This is a genomic window from Erwinia sp. QL-Z3 (assembly GCF_004551645.1).
Classification (GTDB): Bacteria; Pseudomonadota; Gammaproteobacteria; order Enterobacterales; family Enterobacteriaceae; genus Erwinia; species Erwinia billingiae.
Genome location: NZ_CP037950.1, coordinates 3,398,579 through 3,425,301, shown reverse-complemented (window position 1 = coordinate 3,425,301; position 26,723 = coordinate 3,398,579). Strand labels below are relative to the sequence as shown.

Below are 26,723 nucleotides of genomic sequence, written 5' to 3'. Positions count from 1 at the left end.
AACAGTAACTGGAGCGCAGTGTGCCAAGACGTGCAGCAAGCCATCGCCTGGAATTTGAACCCGCGGCGATCTACCAATATCCCGACCATCTCCGACCGTATCTTGAAGGCTTACCTTCTCTGCCCGGCGTGTATGTTTTTCACGGCGAGAGTGAAACTATGCCGCTGTATATTGGCAAGAGCGTCAATTTGCGCAGTCGGGTGATGTCCCATTTCCGCACCGCCGATGAAGCAAAAATGCTGCGTCAGGCAAAGCGTGTCACCTTTATCCCAACGGCCGGAGAGCTGGGCGCCCTGCTGCTGGAAGCACAGATGATCAAGGTGCAGCAGCCGTTGTTTAATAAGCGGTTGCGTAAAAACCGTCAGCTTTGTTCACTGCATATGGCCGGAGAAAAACCGACCGTGGTGTATGCCAAAGATCTCGACTTTTCCCATACCCCGGATCTGTTTGGCCTGTATGCCAGCCGCCATGCCGCATTGGAAAAATTGCAGAAAATTGCCGATGAACAGCGCTTGTGTCTGGGGGTTTTAGGACTGGAAAAGCTGAGCAAAGGACGCGCCTGTTTCCGCGCAAGCCTGGGTCGCTGTGCCGGTGCCTGCTGTGGGAAAGAGAGTCTGGACGATCATCAGCAGCGGCTGATTGCGGCGCTGGAGAGAGTACGGGTGCAGTGCTGGCCGTGGCAAGGCGCGGTCGGCGTTGTTGAGCAGGGAATCAACCACCAGCAGATCCACATCATCAATAACTGGTTCTATCTCGGCTCGGTAGAAGATCTGGCGCAGGCCAGCGAACTCACCACCACGCCGCAAGGCTTCGACAGTGACGGCTACAAAATCCTCTGTAAGCCGATTCTCAGCGGAAAGTTCCCGATCCTTCCCCTGCCTTAAGCCGCACAAACGAAACCGCCGACGCTGTTCACGGCACCTGGCCCTCATGAACAACGTCGGCGGTCTCAATTCAGTTGAGGATTAGCAGGGCTTAGCCTTCTGCGTCCGGTGGAAGCATTTTACCTTCATGCTTCGGCTTTTCTGTCAGACGTTTCTCAAAGTTCTGGTTGAACTGCTTCTTCTGCTCTGGCGTCAGCACGTTATACAGCTTGTTCTGCGTTTCCATCATCTTCAGGGCACGATCCTTACCCTCTTCAGACATTTTAGTAGCTTGCGCTTCGGCTTTCGCCTGGTCGAAGCTGTCGGAGGCAATAATGCTGTGCATGGTGCGACGCTCATCCAGAGAAGGACGCTTCATGTCTTTATGGGCATCTTTCATGATGCTGCGCATTTGTGTTTTCTGCGCGTCGGTCAGGTTAAGACCTTTAAACATTTCGTGGTGCATGCCGCCATGACGTGGTGGCTGATGCATGGTTTTATCGGCTCCGGCTGGAGGAGGCGTCATGTTATCAGCCGCAGCGTGAACGATATTCGCAGCACCCAGGGCCAGTGTCATTGCAACAACAAGAGAAGTTAATTTACGCATCGTTTTTATCCTTACTTTTCAGTTCTGTTACGACAACAATGTCGCGATGTCGGAACTCAGTTTAGGGCGCTGAACGTCAAGTACTCAGAGCCTGGGTAAAGCCCTGAAAGCATAAAAGACAAAATGACGGCAATCATGGAGAGAATGCGAAGATTATCGTGAGGAATTGCTAACAGATATGAATTTTAAGGGATTAATGCAGGAATTATGGAGAAGTGTAATACGTTCGACAGGATCCGGAAAGGGAAAAGTAAGGGCGAAAATCCCTGGGCGACCAGATTAACGATCGCCCTGAATCAGGCCAGCGGCCAACGACTACTCGGTCGAACCTAAGGCTTCATTGTGGGCGTTATCTTCCACCAGCATCAACCCGGCCCGCTGCCCCAGCGCCACATTGGGATTGGGGAAAATCACGTACTCGCGCGCCTGCTGCACATAGAAACGTTCTTCGCCATCTTCAGCCAGTAAACTTCCCTGCGGAAAGGCGGTGAAGTTCAGCGTGTCATCGCTCATATGTAGCTTAAAGGCTTCGGTGTGACGGGTAATCTGCTGCGACACGCGATAACGCTGTGGCTGGGCAGTCACTTCAGGCAAGGCGTCACCGAACAGCACCGCGGCCAGCGCCTGTTTAGCGGCACTGAACTGGGTTAAGTCATTGCTGCCGAAAGGCAACGCTTTGCCCAGCTCCAGCGTACAGCTGGCGGCGCTAAAGTGTTTACCGCTGTAATGGGTAAAGGTGCCGCCGGCGGAACGGTGAAACACCAGCGCTTCCAGACCTGCCGCACCCAGCCAGTGAAGGAAATCTTCCGGCCACGGAGTGGTCCGCAGCGGCATCACGCCGAATCGCGTGTGGTAAGAACCACGGATCGCCGTGTGCAGATCCAGGTGCCAGCGAACTTCATCACTGCTGCCAGCCTGCCAGAAGGTTTCCATCGCCTGCTCAAGCCGCCATGCACGGCGCGCTTCGGGGCAGTCTTCATACTGCTGCCAGCGGCCACCAAACATCCGGTTGATGTCGCAGCGCTGATAACGTTTATTGTTGCGTAACGCCGCCGGGTTGCCGTAAATCACCAGCAAACGAGGCAGCAAAGGCTTCTCGCCGCGCAGCAGCTGGCTAATCAGTTCATTGAGAATTTCAACCGGGGCGGTTTCATTACCATGAATACCCGCTGAGACCACAAACGCCTGCGACGTTGGGTTAATCGGGGTCAGCTCAAGGATCCCTTCATCAAGCCACTGCCAGCTCAACTGGTCATTGCGACCGGCGATCTGTTCGGGTAGCTCTCCGCTCAGGGTTTGTTTCAGGAAGTCCTGCATACGTTCTCCTTGTTGTGAGTTTCTGCTCCTTCAATAAGGCAAGGCGCATCACAGAGTACCATGATGCGCTTCGCGTCATCCGTGATTACTGCTGAAAGTTATAGACATTCCCTAAGTTTAGCAGCTTCGTCAGTTCGTCCAGTGCTTGCCGCCCTTCAATCAGCAATTGTGGGTCTGCCAGGTCATGTTGAGACAGCCTGTCGCGATAATGCCGCTCGACCCAACCATTCAGCGTGGCAAACAGCGAATCGTTCATCATCACCGACGGATTGACCGCCGCCAGCTGGCTGTCGTTGAGCACCACCCGCAGGCGCAAACAGGCCGGACCGCCGCCGTTGCACATACTTTCACGCAGGTCGAATACCTTCAGCTCGTCAATGGCGCCGCCGCTTTCCACCAGATCGCACAGATAACGCCAGACGCCCGGATGCTGACGCGCCTCTTCTGGCAGCACCAGCAGCATTTTGCCGTTTGGCTTGCTCAGTAACTGGCTGTTGAACAGGTAGGTGGCGACCGCATCTGCCACGCTGACCTGATTATCCGGCACCACAATTGGCGTAAAACCGGGCATTTTTTCCGCCAGCGAAGCCAGTAACGCCGGCTGGTCCTGAAACGCCAGCTGATGGCAAAACAGCACCTGCTGATTGCTGACCGCGATGACGTCATTATGGAAAACGCCCTGGTCGATCACCGCCGGGTTCTGCTGAGCGAACACCGTGCGTTCGGCATCCAGCTGATGCAGTCGGGCGACGGCCTGGCTGGCTTCAAGCGTCTGACGGGCAGGATAACGCGCGGGCGCGATGCCGCTTTTGCCCTCTTCCCGACCATAAACAAACAGCTGCACCCCGGGATCATTATGGGAAGCGCTAAAGCGGTTGTGGTTAGCCGCGCCCTCATCGCCAAACATGCCGACCTGCGGCAGCGCATCGTGCACGCTGAAATGCTGCGGATCGCGGAAAATCGCGCGCAACAACGCCCCGGTTGTCGGCGCCTCCATCGCGCGGTGGAATTTATTGTTCAGGTTGGCCACCGTCAGATGCACCCGTCCGTCGGCACTGTCCGCCGAAGGCGACACGGTGGCCGCATTGGCCACCCACATGGCGGAGGCCGAGCTGGCGGCAGACAGCAACTGCGGCGCCTGCTTGGCCGCTTTGGCCACCACTTCCGCATCGGTGCCACTGAAACCAATCTGGCGCAGTGCGGCGACGTTCGGCCGTTCATGCGGCGGGATCACCCCTTGCACAAAGCCCATATCGGCCAGCGCTTTCATCTTCATTAAGCCCTGCAACGCGGCCAGCTTCGGGTTAGACACCTGATGCTGATGGCGGGTCGAGGCCTCATTACCAAACGACAGGCCGGCGTAATGGTGCGTCAGGCCCGGCAGGCCATCAAAGTTTGCTTCACGTGCACTCATTGCGTGCCTCCCGCCGGACCGAAGTCCAGACCAGGTGACAACGTCACGGGCAGCGACAGGTCAGCAGACTCCAGCGAGGCCATTGGCCATGCGCAGTAGTCGGCAGCATAGAAGGCGCTGGCGCGATGATTACCGGACGCGCCGATGCCACCGAACGGCGCGCTACTGGCGGCACCGGTCAGCGGTTTATTCCAGTTGACGATACCGGCGCGGCACTCAATCAGCAGGCGGTCGAAAAGCTCACGCTTCGGCGAAATCAGCCCGCAGGAGAGGCCATAACGGGTGTTATTGGCCAGGCGGATGGCCTGATCGAAATCGTCGTAGCGGATCACCGTCAGCAGCGGCCCAAACACCTCTTCATCCGGCACGTTGTTAAGCGTGGTGATATCAATAATCCCCGGCGTCAGGATCGCGCTGTCGCGGGCGAGCCAGGTCATTGGCAGCAGCACCTTGCCACCGGCTTCCACGCGGGCCTGCCACTCGCTGAAGATACGCTCCGCCGCCTGCAGGGAAATCACGCTGCCCATAAAGGGTTGCGGCTGCTCATCCCAACCGCCGGGCTTGATCCGCGCGGCCACTTCCGTCAGGCGAGCCAGGAAAGCATCCCCTGCCGCGCCACGTTTCACCAGCATCCGCCGCGCGCAGGTGCAGCGCTGACCGGCGGTGATAAAGGCCGACTGGATCGCCAGGTTTACCGCGGCATCGATATCATCCGGGTCTTCAACGATCAGCGCATTGTTGCCGCCCATCTCCAGCGCCAGCATTTTGTCCGGACGTCCGGCAAACTGGCTGTGCAGCTGATAACCGGTCGCCGCGCTGCCGGTAAACAGAACGCCATCCACCTGAGGTTCTTTCGACAGGCTTTGGCCGGTTTCGCGTCCGCCCTGCACCATATTCAGCACGCCATCCGGCAGGCCCGCGCTCTGCCACAGCCTGACGACTTTCTCGGCAATCATCGGCGTCAGTTCGCTGGGCTTAAAGACCACGGTGTTCCCGGCCAGCAGCGCCGGAACGATATGCCCATTCGGCAGATGACCGGGGAAATTATACGGCCCGAACACCGCCATCACGCCATGCGGGCGGTGACGCAGTGAACTTTCTGCCTCTACCGTCGTGCCGGTGCGGGTGTGATAGGCCTTTACGGAAATCGCGATTTTGTTGATCATCGCCTGAATCTCGGTGGCGGACTCCCAGCGCGGTTTGCCGGTTTCACGGGCGATGGTAACGGTCAGCTCGTCTTTATTTTTTTCCAGCAGCGCGGCAAATTTTTCGACAATCGCCTGACGCTCAGCAAAGGGCCGACGCGCCCAGGCCGGGAACGCCGTGCGGGCTGCACCAACTGCCGCCGACACCTGGCCGACGCTGGCCGCTTTGCCCTGCCACAGCAGCTCACCGCTGACCGGATCCAACTTGCTAAAATTCTCGCCCGCGCCCGTCAACCATTGACCTTCAATACAGTGCGTCATGCTTTACTCTCCGCATTCAGTGTTACCACGCGCAGGCTGTCGCCCGGCCCGCAGCGTAAAATTTCAGCCTGTTCAGCGCTAAGCGCCATGCTGTCGCCATGGGGATCGACGTTCAGCAGGATCGCGCGGAAATCGGCGTAACTGTCGTTAGCCACCAGGCATAACGGCAGGCTGCTATCCGCCTGCTCACCCAGGCTGACCTTCAGCAGTCGGCTTTTACGGATTGCCCGCACGCGATCGATATCGCATTCCAGCGTTGGACCGCCGTCAAAAATGTCGATGTAGTTCATATAGCGGAATCCCTCCGCTTCCAGCACCGCACGGGCCGGTGCGGTTTGCGGATGGGTCTGACCAATCACGCCCTTGGCTTCTTCCGACAGGTAATCGAGATACAGCGGATGTTTCGGCATCAGCTCGGCGATAAACGATTTTTGTCCGGTGCCGCACAGGTAGTCCGCTTCGCTGAAGGACATCGAGAAGAAACGGCTGCCGACACTTTCCCAGAACGGCGAGTGGCCGGCTTCGTCGATCACCCCACGCATTTCCGCCACCACCTTCTGCATAAAGCGATCGCGGAAGGCGGCCATAAACAGGAAGCGGGATTTTGACAGCAGATAACCATTCTTGCCGTTGCGGTAATCCGGATCGAGGAACAGCGTGCACAGCTCGCTGCTGCCGGTATGGTCATTGCTGAGTGACAGCGTCGGCATCATGTTGTAAACATTGAGTTCTTTCGAGGCATGGACCTGGCTTCCCACGCGGAAGTTATACCAGGGATCCTGCAGTCCTACTGCCACCTCAATCGCACATATCCCGACCGCTTTGCCCGATTCACTGTCCTCCAGCACAAACACATAGCCCTGCTCAGCCTTCGGCAATTCGTTCTGCCAGGTCTGAATAGAACGATCGATACGCGCCGACAGCGTGACGCTGTCAGCAGGCAATGAGGTCAATCCCCCACCCGTTTTGCTGGCAAGGGCCATCAGCTGAGCGAGATCGTCACGTTCAACAGGACGGATGACCATCATTTTGCGGCTCCTTCGATCACGGCGCGACAGGCAATTTCAAAACGGGCCAGCCCTTCTTTCACTTCGGCTTGCGAAATGATCAGCGACGGTGCAAAGCGAATGACGTTAGCGCCGGCAATCAGCACCATTAAGCCTTCAACCGCCGCCGCCTGGTTAAACTGCTTAGCCTGGCCGTTGTAATCCTGGTTCAGCACGCAACCAATCAGCAGACCCAGACCGCGGATCTCGCTGAACAGATGCAGACGTTGGTTAATCTCATTCAGGCCGTCAACGAACCACTGGTGACGCAGTGCGACGCCAGACATCACTTCCGGCGTATTGATCAACTCCATCACTTTGCCGCCCACCGCGCCCGCCAGCGGGTTACCGCCGTAGGTGGTGCCGTGGGTGCCGACGCCCATTGCCGACGCCAACGTTTCGGTGGTCAGCATCGCGCCCATCGGGAAACCGCCACCTAACGCTTTGGCGGTGGTCAGCACGTCAGGCGTGACGCCGTAGTGCATGTAGGCGTAAAGGGAACCGGTACGCCCCACGCCACTTTGCACCTCATCAAAAATCAGCACTGCCTGATGTTGGTCGCACAGCTCACGCAGGCCACGCAGGAAAGCGGGTTCAGCAGGCACAACGCCGCCTTCGCCCTGGATGGGCTCGACGATAACCGCACAGGTCTGGTCGGTAATCAGCGCGGCGGCCGAGGCCAGATCGTTATAAACGGCATGGTCGATACCGCCCGGAAGCGGCGCGAAGTCTTTGGAGTAGGCAGGCTGGCCACCGGCAGTCACGGTGAATAAGGTGCGGCCATGGAAGGCATTCTTGAACGCCACGATGCCGCTTTTCTGCTCACCCACCTTGTCGTGGGCCACTTTACGCGCAAGCTTCAGGGCGGCTTCATTCGCTTCGGCCCCGGAGTTACAGAAAAACACCCGGTCGGCAAAGGTGGCATCAATCAACTGTTTCGCCAGGCGCAAAATCGGCTCGTTAGTGTAGCCATTGCCGGTATGCCAGAGTTTTGCCGCCTGCTGTTGCAGTGCCTTTTGCAGATCCGGATGGGCATGGCCCAGCGCATTCACCGCGATGCCGCCGGCAAAGTCGATATACGACTTGCCCTGCTGATCCCAAAGTGTGGATCCCTCGGCACGCACCGGGACAAAGCTGGCGGGTGCATAGGTTGGCACAATCCACTGATCAAAATTCTCGCGAGATACTGACGGGTTCATAACGGCCTCTGTTTACTGCGCACTGGCAGGTAACTTAAAAGTTTAAATAATGTTAATGAAATGATTCATTGCGGCTCTACTGTAGATTGCACGCAGCGTGCCAGCCAGCGATAAAAATGCATAAACCGATCGTATCCACCAAATATCAAGGAGTTACGAAAATCACTTATGCACAGTTAATGCATATAAAGTGAATAACATTCTGATTGGGGTGGGTTTGCCGAATAAAAAAGAGAAGAATTATGCAACGAGAAAATAAAATATCGCTTTTGTGATCGAAGCCGGGATTAGGGTTTAAAAAGAGGCATTTAGCGCACCATAATCGCGCCTTACGCACCCCTTTGAGGCAATGCCGGGCGCAACTGTTGCAACAGATTTCATATTAATGTGAGGCAACAACGGTAAAATTCCTGTCTGCCCCCTCTTCTTACGGCGGCAGCCCTCCGCGCGCGCTTGTCGGTTTAACGCGATAAAATTCGTCTGCTTAACCCTACGGCTCGCAGTTCTGCCATTAAATGCGTTAACAGCCAGTTGAGCCTGCTGGGCAATTAATTATCACGCTAATTAAAAAAGCGAAAAGTTAACTACTCTCCGCGACAATAATAACTTTGGTAATTATCAAAGCCCAGCTTGAAAGGATTAAAAAAACAACAGAAACATCCCGCAACACCAAATTAACTAAAATCGCAAATACGCTTTTATTCCAAGCCCATTTTTATTTTTGTTATTGAACAAAATAAGAACAGAAAACACACGGCAGCACTGGTTATTAAATTAGATAAATAATGTTATAGAAAGGTAAAATTAGGACGCTTTATACGCTAAAACAACAATATACACCGCAATCCAACGACAAAAGCAACCTCTATCCATGATAAGAAAGTGGCATTAAAAAGTAGAAAAAAAGCTAATTACCATTGGAAATTCTGATAACCCACCTTTATTTACACAATGTTACATATATTTAGTTTTTATGTCACGCCGTCCTGTGTCATTTTCTTTTCCGACGCATTCGACGTCATTACAATAATTAATTCACAGGGTTACTTAATGATGAAGCGCAACTTTCTGGCATGGGTCATTCCTGCCATCCTCGGGATTGGCAGCGTTAACGCCGCCGAAATCTACAATAAAGACGGTAACAAAGTTGATCTGACCGGCAAAATTAACGTCAGCCACCTGTTCTCTTCTGATGATGCTAACAACAGCGATAACAGCTATGCCCGTATGGGCTTTAAGGGCCTGACGCAGATCACCGACCAGCTCAGTGGCTACGGCCGTTGGGAATATCAGTACCAGTTGAATAACTCAGAAGGTGATGACGCGCAGACCGGCAATAAAACCCGACTGGGTTATGCCGGCTTGAAGTTCGGTGACGCCGGCTCGTTCGATTACGGCCGCAACTACGGTGTGATTTACGATGCGCTGGCTTACACCGATATGCTGCCAAAATTTGGCGGTGATTCCGCCTATACCGATGCCTTCCTGGCCGGCCGTTCCACCGGCGTCGCCACTTGGCGTAACAGCAACTTCTTTGGTCTGGTTGATGGCCTGAGCGTGGCCGCCCAGTATCAGGGCAAGAATGAGCGTAGCGGCGCTAATGCGGTCCGCCGGGCAAATGGGGATGGCTATGCGGCGTCCATTGCCTATGATTTTGACTTTGGCTTAAGCATGGTTGGCGCCTACGGCAGCATTGACCGCACTAACGCCCAGAATCTGGCTACCCGCGGTGAAGGCGACCGCGCTGAAATCTGGTCAACGGCCGTCAAGTATGATGCCAACCAGATCTACCTTGCTGCAATGTATGGCGAAACGCATAACGCCACGCCAATCAGCGGCGGCTTTGCCAACAAAGCGCAGAACTTTGAAGCGGTTGCGCAGTATCAATTCCTCAACGGTTTCCGCCCTTCCCTGGCGTATGTCTCTTCACGGGGTAAAGACATCGAAACCATTGGCAGCGCAGACATCTATAAATATGTCAGCGTGGGTGCCAACTACTACTTCAACAAAAACATGCTGGCGTATGCCGAGTACCGTATCAACCTGCTGGACAGCGATAATGGGCTGGGCCTGGCGGATGATGACATTACCGCCGTCGGTCTGACTTACCAGTTCTGACCGATCCTGACCTCATCACCCTCTGCCTGTGTCTGAAGAAGGTGACGTGTTAAAGGGCCTTTACGGCCCTTTTTTTATGCTCAGCAATCCCGCGTGTGCATCAGGTCAGGCGGTAGTACCTGTCCGGTTTTGGTGTGTCAGGCAGATCGCGCTGGTTATTCATCTCGAGAAGATTGATCTCAATATTGGTGCACATGGCATCCATCGGCAGGTGGTTGTTGGCATAGCCAAACGGCATCTCCAGCTCTTCGGCCAGCGTATCCAGCGACAGGAAACTGTAGGCGATAAACACCGAGACCAGCGGCGTCATGTAATGCAGATCCGGCACCAGCGCAAACGGCAGTAAGGTACAGAACAGATACACCGTGCGGTGCAACAGCAGACCATAGGCAAAAGGCAGCGGCATGCTGGCTAAACGCTCACATCCTCCCAATACCTGCGACAGCTGATGAATGCTGCTGTCCAGCTGCGCATACACGATATCGGATACCTCGCCAGTACGGCGCTGCTCCGCCAGCCACTGAGAAATCTTCATTTCGATGGCATTGGTCTGCGCCCGGCGGCGCAAAATTTCCTCGGCCTCGTCACCTAAATAACGATGAAGATCCTCTTTGGGATCGGTCTGACGTAACTGATGCTTCAGGCTGTAACAGAAGGCCATCAACAGGGCACTGATGCGCGGCGCATCGGTCGGCGAAATCGCCAGTACCTGACGCATAATGGTTCGACTGGCGATCAGCAGATTGCCCCACAGCTGGCGGGCTTCGGTGAAGCGTGCATAGCAGACGCTGTTACGGAAGCCGAGGAAGATGGCGATCGACACGCCGAGCAAACTGAACGGCGCGAGCGTCAGCTTGACGCCCAGCGTCTCGTACCAATCGAGGCAATAAATCGCCACGATAGACATCAGCAAATTCAACCCAAGCCGAAACATGATGCCGGACAGCACAGAACCGTGCCAGGAGAATAAACGAACAAACCAGTGGCGATGTGGACGAATTATCATAATTGAGGATCTGCAGGATTTTTCTGGATTCTGGCAAATTCCGACGGCGCTGCACAGCGGTTTTTTGTGATATTGATCTCATTTAATCGTGACAGGAGCGCGTACTGACGACCCCCTGAGCGCCTTCCCTTTCCTGCTTACCACAGCAAAACTTACCCGCTGACACCTTAAATTGACGTAATAGAGGGCGTTGTAATCGATCGGCGGGTGGAATTGCCCCGACCCACGGTCGGAATATTTTTCAGGATACTTTCGACAAAAATACACGCTTATCAGACCTGATTAAATAAACACCCTGCATTACAGCGCTAATTAAATGGAACCGATAAGCGATTCACGTAACGGTTAACATTAATAATAAAAATATTAAGAGGTAAACATCCCATCAACGCATTGAACTTATTCCCTGTGGATGCCATTAAAGATCGCTCGCGAGCGGAGTCAAATAAAACTCAATAAAATCAACTCATTGATAAATTAGTAAACATAATAATAACGTTATCGTTAAATAAAAAGCGCATAACACCTCAATTACCCACCCGCGAATTAAGTGATCTAAATTAAATATTTACATTTTGTTACTTATATTATGTTCATTTATTCAGCCCCTTCATGGCATTTTCTAACGCGACGCAAGTGGGCGTCTTAAAATGAACAGGGTGTTCGCATAATGAAAGTCAAATTATTAGCATTGGTTATTTCTACCTTCATGGGAATCGGCTGTATTCATGCAGCTGAGATCTTCAACAAAGACGGCAATAAAATTGACCTCAACGGAAAGGTCGATGTCTCGCGCATTTTTTCCTCTAACGACAGCAAACACGGTGATGACAGCTACGCCCGCTTAGGCTTCAAGGGCGAAACGCAAATCAGCGACAGCCTGACCGGCTACGGCATGTTTGAATACCAGTTCCGGCTTGATAACCCCGAAGGCGAAGGCGTGCAAAACGGCAACCGCGCCCGCCTGGGCTTTGCGGGTCTGAAGTTCGGTGACTACGGTAGCCTCGACTATGGCCGCAACTACGGCCTGATTTATGACGCGCTGTCATACACCGATGTGCTGCCTAAGTTTGGCGGTGACGCCGCCTACAGTGACGTGTTCCTTACCAGCCGCTCGGGCGGTGTCGCAACCTGGCGCACGTCAAACCTGTTCGGTATGGTTGAGGGTCTGCAGTGGGCTGCCCAGTATCAGGGCAAAAATGAACGTGAGGGCAGCCGCAGCGTTGTCCGCTCTAACGGTGACGGTTACGCCACGTCGGTGGGCTATAACAGTGATGCCGGTATCAGCATGGTTGCCGCCTGGGCCAGCATCGATCGAACCGATGCGCAGAACCTGGCACTACGCGGCGAAGGCAAGCGTGCCGAACTCTGGTCAACCGCCATTAAATATGACATGAACCAGTTCTATCTGGCGGCCATGTATGGCCAGACGCGCAATGCGACGCCAATCGACGGCGGCTTTGCCAACAAGGCGCAAAACTTTGAAGCCGTAGCTCAGTATCTGTTCCTCAATGGCTTACAGCCGTCGCTGGCGTATGTCGCCTCGCGCGCGAAGGATATTGAAGGGGTGGGCGATGCGGATATTTATAAGTACGCCAATATCGGCGCGAAGTACTTTATGAATGTGAATATGGTGGCGTACATCGAGCACCGCATCAACCTGTTGAAAGAGGACAACCCGCTGGGTCTGCCAACGGATGATATCACCGGCATCGGCCTGATTTACCAGTTCTAACCCTCGCTGTATTATCCCCGGGCCTTTCACCTGTGTCTGACAAGGAAAGGCCCTTTTTTACGCCTGCGGCTCAGGGTGCCATCAAATCATACGGGTTTTGCTGATCCCCCTGCAGAGTGACCGGTGCCACCAGCTTCAGGGTGATCCAGTTAGAGGTAACGCGCTGCTGCTTGCTGTCCTCCAGCGTGACCGAAAGACGATACTCATTGCTCGCCCCTTCTGAACTGTCCCAGGCCGGAATAATGATGCTCCAGCCCTGCGGATCGGTATTGCTGGCGGGCGGCGTCAGGCTCAGCGCCTGGGTATCACCCTGCCAGCTGATGGCCTTGATCGCATTGGCATGACGAATTTGCAGCTTCAGCGGCAACGTTTCGCCCGGCTGAACCTGCCACGGCGGCGTAGCGAGGAACACCGACAGCGTCTTACTTTGACGGAACTCCATCACCGGTGAGTTATTCCGGTTCACCGTGTCATAGCGGCTGCCGCTCAGCGAACGGGCTGCCGCCACGTTATCCGCCGACAGCTGCTTGCTGAGCGCGACGCCAATCTGATAATTCATCTTCAGACCGAACTGATCCTGGGTTTCGCCGGTATCGGCGGTTTTATGGCTGGCGGTGACGGTAAACAGCGGCACCGGCGTATAGCTGACGCCCAGCTCAATCGCCGACGGATTGCTGCCCTGGGTGCCGCTGTTAAACAAATCCACGTTGTCACCAAGATATTGCTCATAGCTTAACGATACGCCCAGCTGGCGGTAAAACGGCAGATAGCCCTGCGACGTGATGTCATAACCGCGCGCCATACGCATCTCGGTCAGGCTGTTTTGATCGCGCCAGCCGGAAAGCGGCTGATAATAGTTGGCCGAGAAGCGCAGATAGTCACCCCAGGCTTCCGCGCCCAGCGATCCGCGCTGCTGATTGGATTCAAACATCTGATCGACAAAGGCGTTGTATCCGACCCGCCAGTGACCGGCCACCCAACGCTGCCCCACGCCGGCATTGCCCACCAGACCGTAATCGGTCTGTTCGACGCCGAGCTGGCTGAAGGTGAGATAGCGATAGTTGTCCGCCCAGGGCGTCACTAATTGCGCAGAAGTGCCGGAAAAGTCGCCCTTCATATCCACCATCAGCGACATACTGGCGCGACCGTAAGGTGAGAGCAGCTGCTGCCCTTCGGTCTCGGCCCGTTTGGCGGCCTCGTCCCGGAAGTGATTGAATGCCCACTGGCCCGCCTCGCTGCCCAGTGACTGATCGTCATCACTGCTCATACTGGCTTCGCCAATGGTTTTCATCGCCTGGGCGACGCGTTTCTCTAACGCGCTGTCATCAGATGCGGTGCTGCCTAAGTCCGGCAGCGACTGGCTAAAACGGGCGGGATCGTCAAACGGCGCATCGGCGACACGGGTATCCGTGGTCAGCGCCTGCGCATCATGGTCAGCACCGCCGGCCAGAACCAGCACCAGCACAGCGCAAAGTGAGCGGATCGGGTGAAATTTTGTCATAACCTCAATGATTGCCTGCGGCAATGCAGTTTTTAAACGTGAAAAACGTAAGACAGATCACAAATCTAATCAAAGGGTAACGTAATACGCGGAGGAGCGCGAGTCAGATGGCTCCTGGTTGATCGGATTCTATCCAAATCATCCAGTTAACTGGCGAACATAAGGAGGATCGTCCAGGCTTTGACCAGGCATTTACCAACAGGATGTGACTGATGAAAAGAATTTTGCTCTGTTTCTCTTTGCTGGCTTGTGCGACTGCGGCCAGCGCCGCGCCCGTTTTCACCCTCCATTCGCCCGACTTTAATGACAATGATGTGATGGCCAAAACCTTTGCCGGCAATGCCAAAGGGAATGCCAGCTGCACCGGCGAAGGCATCTCGCCGGCCCTGAGCTGGAACAATCCGCCGCCGGGCACCAAAAGCTTTGCCCTGACGCTGGTGGATCCGGTCGGCGCAAAAGGACTGGGCGTCAATCATATGGTGGCCTACAACATTCCCTTCCAGCGCACCAGCTTTGCCAGAGGAGAGTTGACTGACGGCAAAGGCTATACCGGCGGCAAAAACAGCCCAGGCACCCTGCGCTATTACGGCCCCTGCCCGCCGGCAGGCAGCGGACAGCACCACTATAACTTCACGCTGATCGCCACGGATTTACCGGCCAACGCGCTGGGACAGGGCTTAACCCGCGAGGAATTACTCAGCAAACTAAAAGGCCACACCTTAGGTGCGGCCGGATTGATTGGGCGGTTTGGCAACGAGTAACCGATGTCCTCAGGACATGATTAATCCGCCGTCGACGTTGATGGTCTGTCCGGTGATGTATCGCGCATCATCGGACGCTAAAAAGGCCACCAGCCCGGCGACATCCTGCGGCTGCCCTGCCCGCTTCAACGGAATATTTTGCACCCACTCCGCCATCAGTTCGCCCTTGCCGTAGGTTTTCTGTTCGGTGCTGAGAATTTCGCCCCACACCCGATCGTTATAATCCCACATCTCGCTTTCGATAATGCCCGGACAGAAGGCGTTAACGGTGATGTTCCACGGTGCCAGCTCCTGCGACAGGCTCTGGGTAATGCCAATCACGCCCATTTTACTGGCGGCATAGTGCGGCGTGTAGATAAACCCCTGACGTCCCTGGCCTGACGAGGTGTTGATCAGGCTGCCCGACTGCTGTTTGACCATATATTTTGCCGCTTCACGGCAGCACAGCCAGACGCCGGTGGTGTTCACCGCCAGAATCTTATCAAAGTCAGACTTCGGCATTTTGTCGAAGGTATCGATGGTGATCACCCCCGCGTTCTGAATCGAGACGTCGATGGTACCAAAGCGGGATGCCGCTTCCTGATACAGATGCTGCACCTGCTGTTCATCGGTGACGTCCACCTGCAACGCGAGGATCTCACTGCCGTGCGCCGCCTTAATCTTTTCGGCGGTTTCGAACACCCGCTCCGCGTTTGAAACCATCACCAGACGGGCGCCGTCGCTGGCGAAACGCTCGGCGATGCCCGCCCCAATTCCCCGACAGGCGCCGGTGATCACCACGGTTTTGCCCGCAAAATTACGCTTCATGCTGTTCTCCTTGATGGGTTTGGCCAGCAGGCTGCCAGAGCGTGCGCTGTACCGCCTCACGCCAGCCTTGCCAACTGGTGTTAAGTTGCTGATGGCGGGCGGCGTCAGGCAGCCAGCAATCGTGTTCAGGTAACAGCGCGATCAGCTGGCTGTCGTTAAGCTGTTCCAGCGCGCGCCTTGCCAGTAATCCCGCGCCCAGCGCCGACAGTTCTGGCGTACTGCTGCGCGCCACCGGGCAACCCAGCAGATCGGCCTGAAACTGCATCAGCCACGGGTTTTGCGTCGGGCCGCCGTCAACCATCAGCGTCTCAAGATGGAAGCCGGGATGCTGACGCATGGCGGTGATCACGTCGGCAATCTGGTACGCAATGGCCTCCAGCGAAGCGCGGATCAGATGGGCTGGCGTCACGCCACGACTGAGGCCGCAAATCACCCCGCGCGCCTGATCGTCCCACCAGGGCGCGCCGGTGCCGGTCAGCGCCGGCACGAAATAAACGCCCAGCGTTGAGTCGATGCTGGCAGGCAGTTCATGCAGCGCCCGGCTGAGGACCTGTCCTTTGCCGTCGGTCAGCCCGGTAGCCTGTGCCATCCAGGCCACGCCGTCGCCGGTGTGCGGAATATTGCCTTCCAGCCCGTACACCAGACGTTCGCCATCATGCCAGGCGACGGTGGTCGCCAGCTGAGTAATACTGGTATCCGGCGTCAGCAGCGGCGCCATCACCGAAGAACCGGTGCCGTAGGTCGCTTTTACGCCGCCCGCCTGCCCCAGCCCGTGCCCATAGAGCGCGGCATGGGAATCGCCGACCATCGCCATAATCGGCAGACCATCGGGAATACCGCTCAGGCCACGGGTGGTGCCAAACAGTCCGCTGGACGGATGAATTTCTGGTAAGGCCACGCGCGGCAGGCCAAACAGCGCCAGCATCGCCTCATCCCACTCGCCGGTTTGCAGATTCAGCAGCTGGGTGCGTGCCGCGTTGGAGGTATCGCAGCGGAACTGCTTGCCACCGGTAAAATGCCACAGCAGCCAGGCATCGATGGTGCCGAGGCAGAGCTCACCGTTAGCCGCCCTTTCCGCGCCATCTGCGGTGTTATCCAGCAGCCAGCGCATTTTTGAGGCGGAAAACAGCGGCGCAATCGGCAGGCCGGTCACCGAACGGATCAACGCATCCTGATGATCGCCTCTGAGCTGCTCGCAAAATGGTGAAGAGCGGGAACACTGCCAGGTTATTGCCGGCGCGATCGGTTTCCCGGTTGCCCGCTCCCAGCCCATCGCCGTTTCACGTTGGTTACTGATTGCCAGCGCCGCGACGTGGTTTTCGCCAACGCTGTGGATAACCTCGCTGACCACGGTCAGCGAGGCGTTCAGCAGCATCATGCCGTCCTGCTCCACCCAGCCTGAGCGTGGCGTGTCCACCGTCAGCGGGCGCGAGGCTTTGGCCACTACCTGTCCACGGGCATCAATGGCGACCGCTTTAACATTGCTGGTGCCTTCATCCAGCGCAATGATCAGCTCTCTAGCCATGACTGACCTCAGAGAGCGGCGCGGCCGCCTGCTTTTTTTCGTGACGACGCATCAGCACCACTTTGCTTTGCAGGCGTTGCTGGAACTGGTCGATAACCACCGCGGTGACAATCACCAGGCCTTTAATCACCATCTGCCAGAAGTCGCTGACGCCCATCATCACCATGCCATCGGCGAGGAAGACGATCACGAACGCGCCGATAATTGAGCCCGACACACGACCGCGACCGCCCGCCAGCGCGGTTCCACCCAGTACCGTGGCCCCGATAGCGTCCATTTCAAACATGTTGCCGGTCATCGGGTGCGCCGTTTGCAGCTGCGAGGCGACAATCAATCCCACCAGCGCCGCACACATCCCCGAGAAGGCGTAAACAAACACTTTCACTTTGATGATTGGCACACCGGCCAACCGGGCCGCCGACTCGTTACCGCCGCTGGCGTAGATATAGCGCCCCAACGGCGTTTTACGGGTGATATACAGGCCGACCAGCAGCAGGCCAACCATCATCCAGATCGGGATATAGACGCCCAAAATGCTGCCCGAGCCAAGAATGGCAAAACCGGTATTGCCCAGCTGCGGCAAGCCCACCAGGTTGGCGTAGGTGCTGCCATCGTTCCATAACAGCGCGGCACCGCGCGCGACATACATCATGCCCAGCGTACAGATAAACGGTGCCACACCGAGCCGGGTGATCACCGCGCCATTGATCAGCCCAACCACGATGCCGAACAGGGTGACTACCAGGATCACTTCCGGCACGTTGAGGAACAGCGTTTGTCCGCCCCACAGCGGCAGGCCGTTGGTCAGCAGCGCACCGGCCACCATGCCGCAAATCCCGGCCACCGCGCCGACGGACAGGTCGATACCGCCGGTGAGGATCACCAGCGTCATGCCGATTGCCAGCAGACCGGTGATCGCCACGTGCTGGGTCATGATCAGCAGGTTAGACGGAGTCAAAAAGTTCGGCACCATCACGCTGAAAAAGCCAATGACGATCAGCAACGCGATAAACGTACGGGCCTTCAGCAGATACATATAGAGCAAATATTTCTGGTTCATGGTCTTGTTCCTCAACGCCCGGGGGGCACGCTAATCATGTGGAGTGGACGCCGTGATAAGCCGCTCGCGGGTGGCTTCAGCCCGGGGTAAATCGGCGGTGATTTTTCCATCGGCCATCACCAGGATCCGGTCGGTCAACGCCATGACCTCATCCAGCTCTGAGGAGGAAAACATCACTGCCAGTCCCTGCCGGGCCATTGACCCAATCAGGTGATAAACGTCAGTTTTGGCGCCGACATCAATGCCACGCGTCGGCTCATCCAGCAGCACCACTTCCGGGCCGGTCATCAACGCTTTGCCGAGCACCACCTTTTGCTGATTGCCGCCGCTAAGCGAGGTGATCGGCAGTTCAACATCGCTGACCTTGATCGCCAGCCGTTCGATCATCTCGTTGACCCGCTGCGCTTCTTTCTGCGGATGCAGCAGGTTCAGCGCGCGGCGGAAGCCTTTCAGGCTCAGATCGCTCAGGGTCATATTGGTTTTGATCGACATCAGCTCGATCACCCCTTCGCCTTTACGATCTTCCGGCACCAGCGCAATGCCCTTCTTCAGGCGGTACTGGAAATTGCGCTTGTCGAGGCATTCGCCGTTCAGCGTGACGCTGCCGCTCTGGCAGGACATTAGGCCAATCAGACCTTTGAACAGCTCGGTACGTCCGGCCCCCAACAGGCCATAAATGCCGACCACTTCGCCTTTGCGCAGCGAGAAGCTGACGTCGTTAAGCTTGTAGCCGCCGTTCTGCGCCAGCGCGGTTAAGCCATTGACGTTGAGTACCGCGTCGCCCTGCTCGGCGGCCTGATAATCAAAGTGCTTTTTCTTGTCGCCGACCATCTGCTCGATGATCCACGGCACGCTGGCATCGCGGACTTCACGCTCGCTGATAAAACGGCCGTCGCGGAAAATGGTGATGTGATCGCCAATTTCCATCAGCTCTTCCAGCCGGTGAGAGATATAGATGATGGTGACGCCACGGCGCTTCAGCGCCTCAATGACGTTAAACAGCACCTTCACTTCCGACTGGCTGAGGGCGGAGGTCGGCTCGTCCATGATCAGCACGCGGGTGTCTTTCGACAGCGCCCGGGCGATCTCGACCAGCTGCTGATGGCCAATGCCCAGTTCGTTCAACGGCGCATAGGGATCGACATCCAGCTCCAGCCTTTCCAGCAGTGCCTTCGCCAGCTGGTACTGGTATTTCTCGTTGATCACCCCACGCTGGAAGAATTCGTTGCCGATAAAAATGTTGTCCATCACGTTCATATTCGGGAACAGGTTCAGCTCCTGAAAAATGATGCTGATACCGTGTTTCTCGGCCTGCTGCGTGGTGTGTAAGGTCACCGGCTCGCCATCCAGCAGGATCTGCCCGGAGGACGGCACTTCCACGCCCGCCAGCATTTTCATCATGGTGGATTTGCCCGCGCCGTTTTCGCCGATCAGCACGTTGACCTTGTTGCGATAGACGCGATAGTCCACCGAATCCAGCGCGGTGACGCCCGGATAAATGCGGGAAACATTGCGGGTTTCGATAATCACGTCCGACTGCTGGCTGGCCGGCGTCAGGACATCCGCTTCAGTGTGCGCCATGATTTACTCCTGTTGACGGACAACGCGGGCCGGAGTGATATCCGGTGCGGATTGCGGCACGTCCCAGCTGCTGAACACGCCATCGACTTCCACCCGATCGCCCACTTTCGGCTGAAGTTTTTTCACTTCATTCGAGGCCAGGGTGTTGATCGCCCGGCCGTAATCCCCAAACAGCACCTGATCGTTGAAGTCCTGATAGCTGGAACCTTTGTAGACATCGCGCAGGGCGGTGCCACGAATTATCGGGCCAATCTGCACCACCACGTCCTGGCCGCTGACGTCTTTTACCGTCATCTTGCCGCTGCGTGAGGTGGTATTCACCGCCGACACCGTGCCGTTAATCTTCACGGTGAAGACGCACGGATTCTCTTCCTGGCTACGGTAGCCAAACTGCTTACAGGCGCTGTCGATGTCCTTCGCCGCGGCCAGATCTTTCATTACCTCGCCCAGCGGTTTGGCATCGTTTAGCACCTGCGGCACGATCTTCTGCTGATAGGTATTGGTGACGTTCGCCATGGCCGGATTGGGTGGGTTTTTCAGGTCGGCTAATTCCTGTTGCGACACAATGCGGCAACCGCCAAGGGTTAACGCCGCGACTGCCAGCCAGACTCGCCTGGACATAAATTCTCTCCTTTGCGCCCCGTAAGGGGCGCAGCAGTATCACCACAACCACGACTCAGGATTTGTAATTGAAGTCCTGAACCTTCGAGGCATTGTCCGGGTTGATCAGAATGCCGCGGAACATCACACGCTGTTTCTCAGGCTTGGTGCCTTTCTGGATAAAGTTATCGAGATCGGTCACACCCTGCGCGGCGATGGCCTGAGCCTGCAGCATCACGGTGGCTTTCAGCGTGCCGGCTTTCACCGCGTCACGTTCATCATTGCTGCCATCAATACCGACCACGATCACATCGTTACGGCCTGCGGCTTTCAGCGCGGCAATCGCCCCCAACGCCACCGGGCCATTACCACAGATCACCCCTTTCACGTCCGGATGCGCCTGCAGAATGCTGTCCATGATGCGCTTGCCGTCGATCAGGGTGCCTTTCGCATCCTGGCGGGCGACGCTTTTCATGTCGGTGTACTGGTCGAGAACCTGGTGGAAGGATTTGGAGCGGGTCACGCAGTTATTGTCGGCGAGGTTACAGGTCAGTTCGGCATAGCTGCCCTTCTCACCCATCTTCTCGACGAAAACGTTGGCGACGTCAGAGCCGGCCTGGAAGTTGTTGTGGGTAATCTGCTCCAGCGCGACGTTATCGACCGGGATTTCGCGGTTAATCAGCACCACCGGAATGCCGGCATCCTTGGCTTTCTGAATGGCGGCGACGCTGGCGGTGGAGTCGGCGTTATCGAGGATAATGCCCTGCACTTTTTTACCGATCGCGGCATCGATCAGCTCGCTTTGTTTCTTCACATCTTCGCCGTGAGACAGGACCGACGTTTTATAGCCTAATTCCTGCGCCTTCATATTGGCCCCTTTCGCTTCTGAGGCGTAATAAGGGTTATCCAGCGAGTTCACCATTATCATAATGGTGCCTTTATCGGCTGCCAGCGCCGCATGGGAAAAAGTGCAGGCGGTGGCAACGGCTAATACAGTTAAACGCATGTTCATAGTGATGTTCTCTCATTATTGTAGGGTCAGCGTGTAGGGTATTGCGTTCGGACTCGCTTCTCTGGTCTGGGCGAAGTACTACCAAATGGTAAAGCCGCCATCGATCATCAGATCGGCGCCGGTAATCATGTCGCTACCGTTGCTGGCAAAGAACAGCACGGCGGCGGCAATCTCGTCGGTGTAGGCGAAGCGTCCCATTGGGATTAATTGCTTCATTGCCTCACCTTTTTCTCCCCGCCAGGCTTTTTCGCCCATCGGTGTCAGCACCACGGTCGGAGAGAGGGTATTCACGTTAATTTTGTGTGGCGCAAACTCCTTGGCCATCACCTTGGTCATGCCCAGTAATCCGGCCTTGGCCGAGGTGTAAGCCACATGGTTATCGATGGCGATGGAGGCGGCCTGCGAGGCGATATTAATAATTTTTCCGCCCCTGCCGGCTTTCACCATGCGTTTTGCCACCGCCTGCGAGCAGAGGAACGGCCCGGTCAGGTTAACGGCGACCTGCTTTTGCCACTCGTCAAACGCGGTTTCCAGCACCGGCTGCAACATCACATAACCGGCACAGTTGACCAGAATGTCGATATGGCCGTAATGCGCATCCACGTCTGAAATGGCCTGTTCCACTGAGGCCGGATCAGTCACATCGCACTGCACAAACTGCACGCGGCTGGCGTCAAACTGGCTGGCCACGTCGCTCACTTTGCTCTGTTCAAATGCCGGGTAAAGCAGCGCCAGGCTGGCGCCTTTTTCCAGCAGCATTTTATTGCTGGCCATGGCGATGCCGCCCAGCCCGCCGGTGACCACCGCGACCTTGCCGGTCAGATCCATGTTGGTATCCACGCCATAGCGCAGATTGACATCATATTCATTGCTCATCAGTGGGTCCTCAGGCGGCGGCGACAACGTGTTGTAAGGTGGTGCGCAGACCTTCCGCATCGATGCGAAACTGGCTGCGCAGTGCAGCGCGACTGCTGCTGTGGGTAAATTCGTAAGCCGGGATCCCCAACGGGGTAAACCGCTGGCGCAGCGCGTGCTTATGCAGAATTTCACCGATAATGCTGCCCAGTCCGCCGCTCAGCGAATGCTCTTCCATGGTGATCACCTGCTGGTGCGCGCTAATCAGTTTCACCACCGCGGCTTCATCCAGCGGCCACAGCGACGGCAGGGAAACGATGGTGATGCTGTCGTCTTTTGCCGCCAGCGCTTCATGGGCCAGCGTGCCCATACAGAACACCACCGTCTGTTTGCCTTCCTGCAGCACTTCCGGCTTGCCGGGAACGAACTGGTAATCGTCGCCATGCAGCACCGGCACTTTGTCACTGTCCATACGGATATAGACCGGACCGGTGTGCTGAATGGCGTAACGTGCAATGGCGCTGGCCTGCACGGCATCGGCCGGGGCAAACACCTGCAGGTTGCCGAAGGTGCGGGCAATGGCAATGTCATTGGTACAGTGGTGAGTGGCACCCAGCGGCCCGTAGGCAAAGCCGGCGTTCAGGCCAAGCATTTTGACGTTGGTTTCGGTGTAGCAAATATCGTTTTTGACCTGCTCATTAGAGCGGGCAAACAGGAACGGTGCGGCGTTGGCGGTAAACACCGTGCGGCCGCTCAGTGCCATGCCCGCCGCCATGCCGACCATGTTCTGCTCGGCGATGCCAACGTTAATCACCCGATCGGGGAAGGCCTTTTCAAATGGCGCAATTTTGGAGGTTGAGGTGGAGTCAGCAACCATCACGCTGAGGTTCGCCCCGTTCTGTTGTTCATCGACCAGCGTGGCGATGATCGCGTCGCGTAAGTCTTGCATTAGTCTTCCTCCAGCTCTGCCAGCCCAAGGGCCAGCTGCTCATCATTAGGGACCGAGTGGTGCCAGGCCGGGACGTTCGCCATAAAGGAGATGCCGTGGCCTTTCTCGGTATTGGCGAGGATCACCCGGGGTTTGCCGGTCGACGGCTGATTCACCGCATTGGCAATGGCTTCAGGATCGTGACCGTCGCACTCCAGCACCTCGAAACCGAACGCCAGCCATTTATCTGCCAGCGGTTCCAGCGGCATGATGTCTTCGGTTTTGCCCGCCAGCTGCAGGCGGTTACGGTCCACAATGGCCACCAGGTTATCGAGCTTGAATTTGCTGGCGGACATCGCCGCTTCCCAGTTCGAGCCTTCCGCCAGTTCACCGTCGCCAAGCAGCACAAACGCCCGACGATGGCCCATGCCGGACAGCTTGTTGCCCATCGCCAGGCCGACGCCGATCGGCAAGCCGTGCCCGAGGCCGCCGGAGTTAATCTCGACCAGATCCGGCAGCTTTTGCCTGACCGGATGGCCTGCCAGCAGCGTGTCGTCGCCCATAAACTGGTCGAGGATCGCCGGGTCAATCAGCCCCATCGCCGCCGCGCTGCAATACAGCCCGCCTGCGCCGTGGCCTTTCGATAAAATAAAACGATCCTGATCGGGACGCTCAGCACCGCGATCCATCACCCCCATAAACAGCGTACAGATGATGTCTACCTCTGAGAGGTCGGCGCCGGTATGCCCTTTTCCCGCCCGATGATTCATTTGCAGGACATAACGTCGGGCCTGACGCGCTGTCTGTTTGATTGCCTGAAAGTCCATCATTACCTCTTCGTCTGTAACGCCGCTGACCGGATAGCGAAGTGCCAGTCCTGCGGCTCATTCGTTTTCGAATAAAAATATACGCTATCGTTTATAAGCATATTGTGGGGTAGATCAAATTTCAAACAAAAGCCGTTCGAAAGATTAAGTCCTTGATCTACCAGTTTAATCCCCATTATTCAGAATAAGAGTAAGGACAAAAATGCTAAAAATATGTTTAAAATCAAGGCTGTTGCCGTGCATAGACTTTCGAACGAAAACGAAAAGGAAAAAATACCAGACTCGCATTCAATCGAATGCAGAGGTAATATTTGCGCTAATGGCCGTTTGGCGCGGGTTTTCGCCCGTTCAGCAGGTGAAGGGAGAGTTTCGGTTGAAAAGCAAAAGCGAACAATTAGCCGACATGCAGCAACGGCGGGAAAAAATCCTTGAGATGATCCGGGAAGACGGCACGGTGACGGTGAAGATGCTGACGGAGGCCTTTGGCCTGACGGAAGCCACCATCCGTACCGATCTCCGCGTGTTGCAGAAAGAGGGACATGTCCAGCGTTATCATGGCGGTGCCACGCTGATGACCGGTAAGCAGAATACCGGCGCGCTGATGCTGGAGAGGCAAACCCATCTTGATGAGAAGGATGCTATCGGCCGGCTGGCGGCGGAGCATATCGAAAATGGCGATACGGTGATTTTCGACTCCGGTACCACCACCACCGCTATCGCCCATCATCTTGGGCACATCAACAAGCTGTCGGTGGTCACCACCGCAGTCAATATCGCGCTGATGCTGGGCGGTGAGCCCGGCGTCAATATTCTGCTGACCGGCGGTACCTTTAAGTTCCCGACTCTTTCCACCTCCGGCGAGAAAGCGGCCAGCTTCTTTGAGAACGTACTGGCCGAGAAGCTGTTTCTGGCGACCGCCTGCATTTCACCCAAGCTGGGGCTGAGCTTCCCGAGCGAAACCGATATCAAAGTCAAAAGCGCGATGATCCGCTCGGCCAGCACGGTGTATGTGGTGGCCGACTCCAGCAAGATCGACAAGGTGTCGATGTTTGCCCTGCCCTGTGACTGGAGCAATATTCAGTACCTGATCACCGACAGCGGCATCAGCGCCGAGTCGACAGAGGCGTTTGAAGCGCTGGGCGTCAGGGTATTGATTGCCCGGGGATAGCCTCACTGGCGTAAAACCGGCAGGATAAAAAAAGGCGTCCTGCCTGTGCCGTGAGCACGAAGTTGGACGCCTTTATCAAAAGCACTCGCGCAACCGTCAACGGTCAAACAAATGCATTGTTGTGTATCCCTGTTTTTGCAAAGCCTGTGCCAGATCGTCAACCCTCTGATTCCCTGATAAAGGCCAGAAAGCGTCAGATCCACTGGCGCCAGTTGCCGAATCACGCCGGCGGTTTTGCCCTGCCATGATGCACAAATCGCACTCCCGGTGTGCATTTCCTGACCAGCCCGATTGCGCGGCTTTTTTTAGCACTGTCCGCTTGCCGCCAACCGGCTTCTGATTGGATTAAGCACCTTCAGAGCCGCCTGCTGAAACTCGCTGGCTTTTAACTGAAAAAAGCGTGTTGGCATAAAAAAATCAGCCTGGGCAAAACATTAGCCACATTGATACGTTAAGCCCTGAAGCCGTTAACAGATGATGCCCGCTCTGAGCGCCGCTATTCATGCGGTCTGGCGACAGTTTATCGATCCTAATCAAATTGACTTCTTGTCACCTTTCAGGCAAAGATTGTCACCTCTCAGACCGCTGATAACATGTAAAGTGGCGGCCTGCAATTGTTCCCATTCTCAAAAGCGTCAGGTAAACTGACAACGAATTTATCTTTCTGTAAACCTGACTCTTTTTTTCTTGTTACCGACAGTTTACCTGAGCGGACGATGACAATGATTGTGGGGTTTTGCCTGTGGACTATAAGACTCACTGATGAAATGCATGAGGACCAATGTGAAAATAAGCATCGCGTTTACCCTGTTGGCAGTGCTGTCCCTGTCCGGATGCAAGGCTCCTCCTCCGCCGATAACGGATGACACCATCGTAACCAGCGAAGTGGATGGCGTGAAGTTCACCCACCGTCACGCGGTGCAGGCACCGACGTCGTTTACCCCCGTCAATGAGACCTACCGCGCGCTGTATAATGCGTCGGTGATGACCAGCCCGGATTTCAGCGGCAAGAACGTCCGCTATCTTGAAAATGGCAAACCTTTCACCGTACTGGGTGAAGTGGAAAATCACTGGCTGGCTATCGCCGATCCCGATCAGGAACAGCTGATTGGTTACGTGCCGTTCAAAGCCGGCGTGAAAACCGACCTGTATGACGCCACGATCAAAAGCGATCGTCCCCGCCCACGTAAAAACGCCAAAAAAGTGTGCGTCGATGTGGGTGGCCAAAGTAAAGCCTGCCGCAACAACGCGACGGCCACCTGGATCCTGGAATAATCGCGTTCTGCGCCACGGACGGCCAGAAATCACTCTTCGATCCGACGACCCA

23 protein-coding genes are annotated in these 26,723 nt (G+C 56.0%); 6 read left to right on the top strand and 17 right to left on the bottom strand.

The window, feature by feature from the left end; genetic code table 11:
• The first annotated feature begins 20 nt into the window (after positions 1-20).
• Positions 21-884: an excinuclease Cho gene (gene cho, locus E2F51_RS16565; RefSeq protein WP_134823992.1), complete on the top strand. Its 864-nt coding sequence runs from the start codon at positions 21-23 to the stop codon at positions 882-884.
• A gap of 91 nt (positions 885-975) precedes the next feature.
• Here the strand turns inward: cho and spy are convergent, their stop codons facing one another.
• From spy to E2F51_RS16535, 6 genes are all read right to left on the bottom strand, one after another.
• Positions 976-1,470 carry an ATP-independent periplasmic protein-refolding chaperone Spy gene (gene spy / locus E2F51_RS16560; RefSeq protein WP_053143505.1) on the bottom strand — a complete coding sequence of 165 codons (495 nt, stop codon included), beginning with the start codon at positions 1,468-1,470 and terminating at the stop codon, positions 976-978.
• Between the two features lie 315 nt (positions 1,471-1,785).
• Complete coding sequence (gene astE / locus E2F51_RS16555) at positions 1,786-2,787, bottom strand: succinylglutamate desuccinylase (RefSeq protein ID WP_134823991.1); 1,002 nt, start codon at positions 2,785-2,787, stop codon at positions 1,786-1,788.
• Between the two features lie 85 nt (positions 2,788-2,872).
• A complete protein-coding gene (gene astB / locus E2F51_RS16550; protein WP_134823990.1) occupies positions 2,873-4,201 on the bottom strand; it encodes an N-succinylarginine dihydrolase in 1,329 nt (442 codons plus the stop codon).
• Positions 4,198-5,667, bottom strand: a complete 1,470-nt coding sequence (gene astD / locus E2F51_RS16545; RefSeq protein WP_134823989.1) for a succinylglutamate-semialdehyde dehydrogenase — start codon at positions 5,665-5,667, stop codon at positions 4,198-4,200. Before astD ends, astB begins: the two co-directional genes overlap by 4 nt.
• A complete protein-coding gene (gene astA / locus E2F51_RS16540; RefSeq protein WP_013201882.1) occupies positions 5,664-6,695 on the bottom strand; it encodes an arginine N-succinyltransferase in 1,032 nt (343 codons plus the stop codon). Before astA ends, astD begins: the two co-directional genes overlap by 4 nt.
• Entirely contained in the window at positions 6,692-7,912 is a 1,221-nt protein-coding gene (locus tag E2F51_RS16535) for an aspartate aminotransferase family protein (protein WP_013201881.1), read from the bottom strand. Before E2F51_RS16535 ends, astA begins: the two co-directional genes overlap by 4 nt.
• 1,050 nt (positions 7,913-8,962) lie before the next feature.
• Here E2F51_RS16535 and E2F51_RS16530 point away from each other — a divergent pair.
• Positions 8,963-10,030 carry a porin OmpC gene (locus E2F51_RS16530; protein ID WP_013201880.1) on the top strand — a complete coding sequence of 356 codons (1,068 nt, stop codon included), beginning with the start codon at positions 8,963-8,965 and terminating at the stop codon, positions 10,028-10,030.
• Between the two features lie 100 nt (positions 10,031-10,130).
• Here the strand turns inward: E2F51_RS16530 and E2F51_RS16525 are convergent, their stop codons facing one another.
• Complete coding sequence (locus tag E2F51_RS16525) at positions 10,131-11,036, bottom strand: bestrophin family protein (RefSeq protein WP_105759161.1); 906 nt, start codon at positions 11,034-11,036, stop codon at positions 10,131-10,133.
• 667 nt (positions 11,037-11,703) lie between these two features.
• Here E2F51_RS16525 and E2F51_RS16520 point away from each other — a divergent pair.
• Positions 11,704-12,771 carry a porin gene (locus tag E2F51_RS16520; protein WP_041691991.1) on the top strand — a complete coding sequence of 356 codons (1,068 nt, stop codon included), beginning with the start codon at positions 11,704-11,706 and terminating at the stop codon, positions 12,769-12,771.
• Positions 12,772-12,841: 70 nt separating this feature from the next.
• On the opposite strand, the gene E2F51_RS16515 is transcribed toward E2F51_RS16520, so the two are convergent.
• Positions 12,842-14,272 (bottom strand): YchO/YchP family invasin, encoded by a 1,431-nt coding sequence (locus E2F51_RS16515; protein ID WP_013201877.1) that lies wholly within the window; start codon positions 14,270-14,272, stop codon positions 12,842-12,844.
• 212 nt (positions 14,273-14,484) lie between these two features.
• On the opposite strand from E2F51_RS16515, the gene E2F51_RS16510 reads away from it, so the two are divergent.
• Entirely contained in the window at positions 14,485-15,033 is a 549-nt protein-coding gene (locus tag E2F51_RS16510; protein WP_013201876.1) for a YbhB/YbcL family Raf kinase inhibitor-like protein, read from the top strand.
• Positions 15,034-15,042: 9 nt separating this feature from the next.
• Here E2F51_RS16510 and E2F51_RS16505 read toward each other — a convergent pair whose 3' ends face one another.
• From E2F51_RS16505 to E2F51_RS16465, 9 genes are all read right to left on the bottom strand, one after another.
• Positions 15,043-15,840: a glucose 1-dehydrogenase gene (locus E2F51_RS16505; RefSeq protein ID WP_053143516.1), complete on the bottom strand. Its 798-nt coding sequence runs from the start codon at positions 15,838-15,840 to the stop codon at positions 15,043-15,045.
• Positions 15,830-17,365 (bottom strand): FGGY family carbohydrate kinase, encoded by a 1,536-nt coding sequence (locus E2F51_RS16500; RefSeq protein ID WP_134823988.1) that lies wholly within the window; start codon positions 17,363-17,365, stop codon positions 15,830-15,832. Before E2F51_RS16500 ends, E2F51_RS16505 begins: the two co-directional genes overlap by 11 nt.
• Positions 17,358-18,425, bottom strand: a complete 1,068-nt coding sequence (locus E2F51_RS16495) for an ABC transporter permease (protein WP_013201873.1) — start codon at positions 18,423-18,425, stop codon at positions 17,358-17,360. The genes E2F51_RS16500 and E2F51_RS16495 overlap by 8 nt, the downstream gene beginning before the upstream one ends.
• 30 nt (positions 18,426-18,455) lie before the next feature.
• A complete protein-coding gene (locus E2F51_RS16490) occupies positions 18,456-20,006 on the bottom strand; it encodes a sugar ABC transporter ATP-binding protein (protein WP_134823987.1) in 1,551 nt (516 codons plus the stop codon).
• A gap of 3 nt (positions 20,007-20,009) precedes the next feature.
• Positions 20,010-20,627 (bottom strand): DUF2291 family protein, encoded by a 618-nt coding sequence (locus E2F51_RS16485; RefSeq protein ID WP_013201871.1) that lies wholly within the window; start codon positions 20,625-20,627, stop codon positions 20,010-20,012.
• A gap of 55 nt (positions 20,628-20,682) precedes the next feature.
• Positions 20,683-21,618: a D-ribose ABC transporter substrate-binding protein gene (locus E2F51_RS16480; protein WP_041691990.1), complete on the bottom strand. Its 936-nt coding sequence runs from the start codon at positions 21,616-21,618 to the stop codon at positions 20,683-20,685.
• Between the two features lie 78 nt (positions 21,619-21,696).
• The gene (locus E2F51_RS16475; RefSeq protein WP_013201869.1) at positions 21,697-22,494 is read right to left on the bottom strand and encodes a GolD/DthD family dehydrogenase; all 798 of its coding nucleotides are present in this window, start codon (positions 22,492-22,494) and stop codon (positions 21,697-21,699) included.
• A 10-nt stretch (positions 22,495-22,504) separates the two neighbouring features.
• Positions 22,505-23,422: a transketolase family protein gene (locus tag E2F51_RS16470; protein ID WP_134823986.1), complete on the bottom strand. Its 918-nt coding sequence runs from the start codon at positions 23,420-23,422 to the stop codon at positions 22,505-22,507.
• On the bottom strand, positions 23,422-24,228 hold the full coding sequence (locus E2F51_RS16465; RefSeq protein WP_134824892.1) for a transketolase: 807 nt from the start codon (positions 24,226-24,228) through the stop codon (positions 23,422-23,424). The genes E2F51_RS16470 and E2F51_RS16465 overlap by 1 nt, the downstream gene beginning before the upstream one ends.
• 373 nt (positions 24,229-24,601) lie before the next feature.
• Here E2F51_RS16465 and E2F51_RS16460 point away from each other — a divergent pair, with 373 nt between their 5' ends.
• The gene (locus tag E2F51_RS16460; RefSeq protein WP_041691989.1) at positions 24,602-25,396 is read left to right on the top strand and encodes a DeoR/GlpR family DNA-binding transcription regulator; all 795 of its coding nucleotides are present in this window, start codon (positions 24,602-24,604) and stop codon (positions 25,394-25,396) included.
• Between the two features lie 762 nt (positions 25,397-26,158).
• Entirely contained in the window at positions 26,159-26,671 is a 513-nt protein-coding gene (locus E2F51_RS16455) for an SH3 domain-containing protein (RefSeq protein ID WP_013201865.1), read from the top strand.
• The last annotated feature ends 52 nt before the right edge of the window (positions 26,672-26,723 follow it).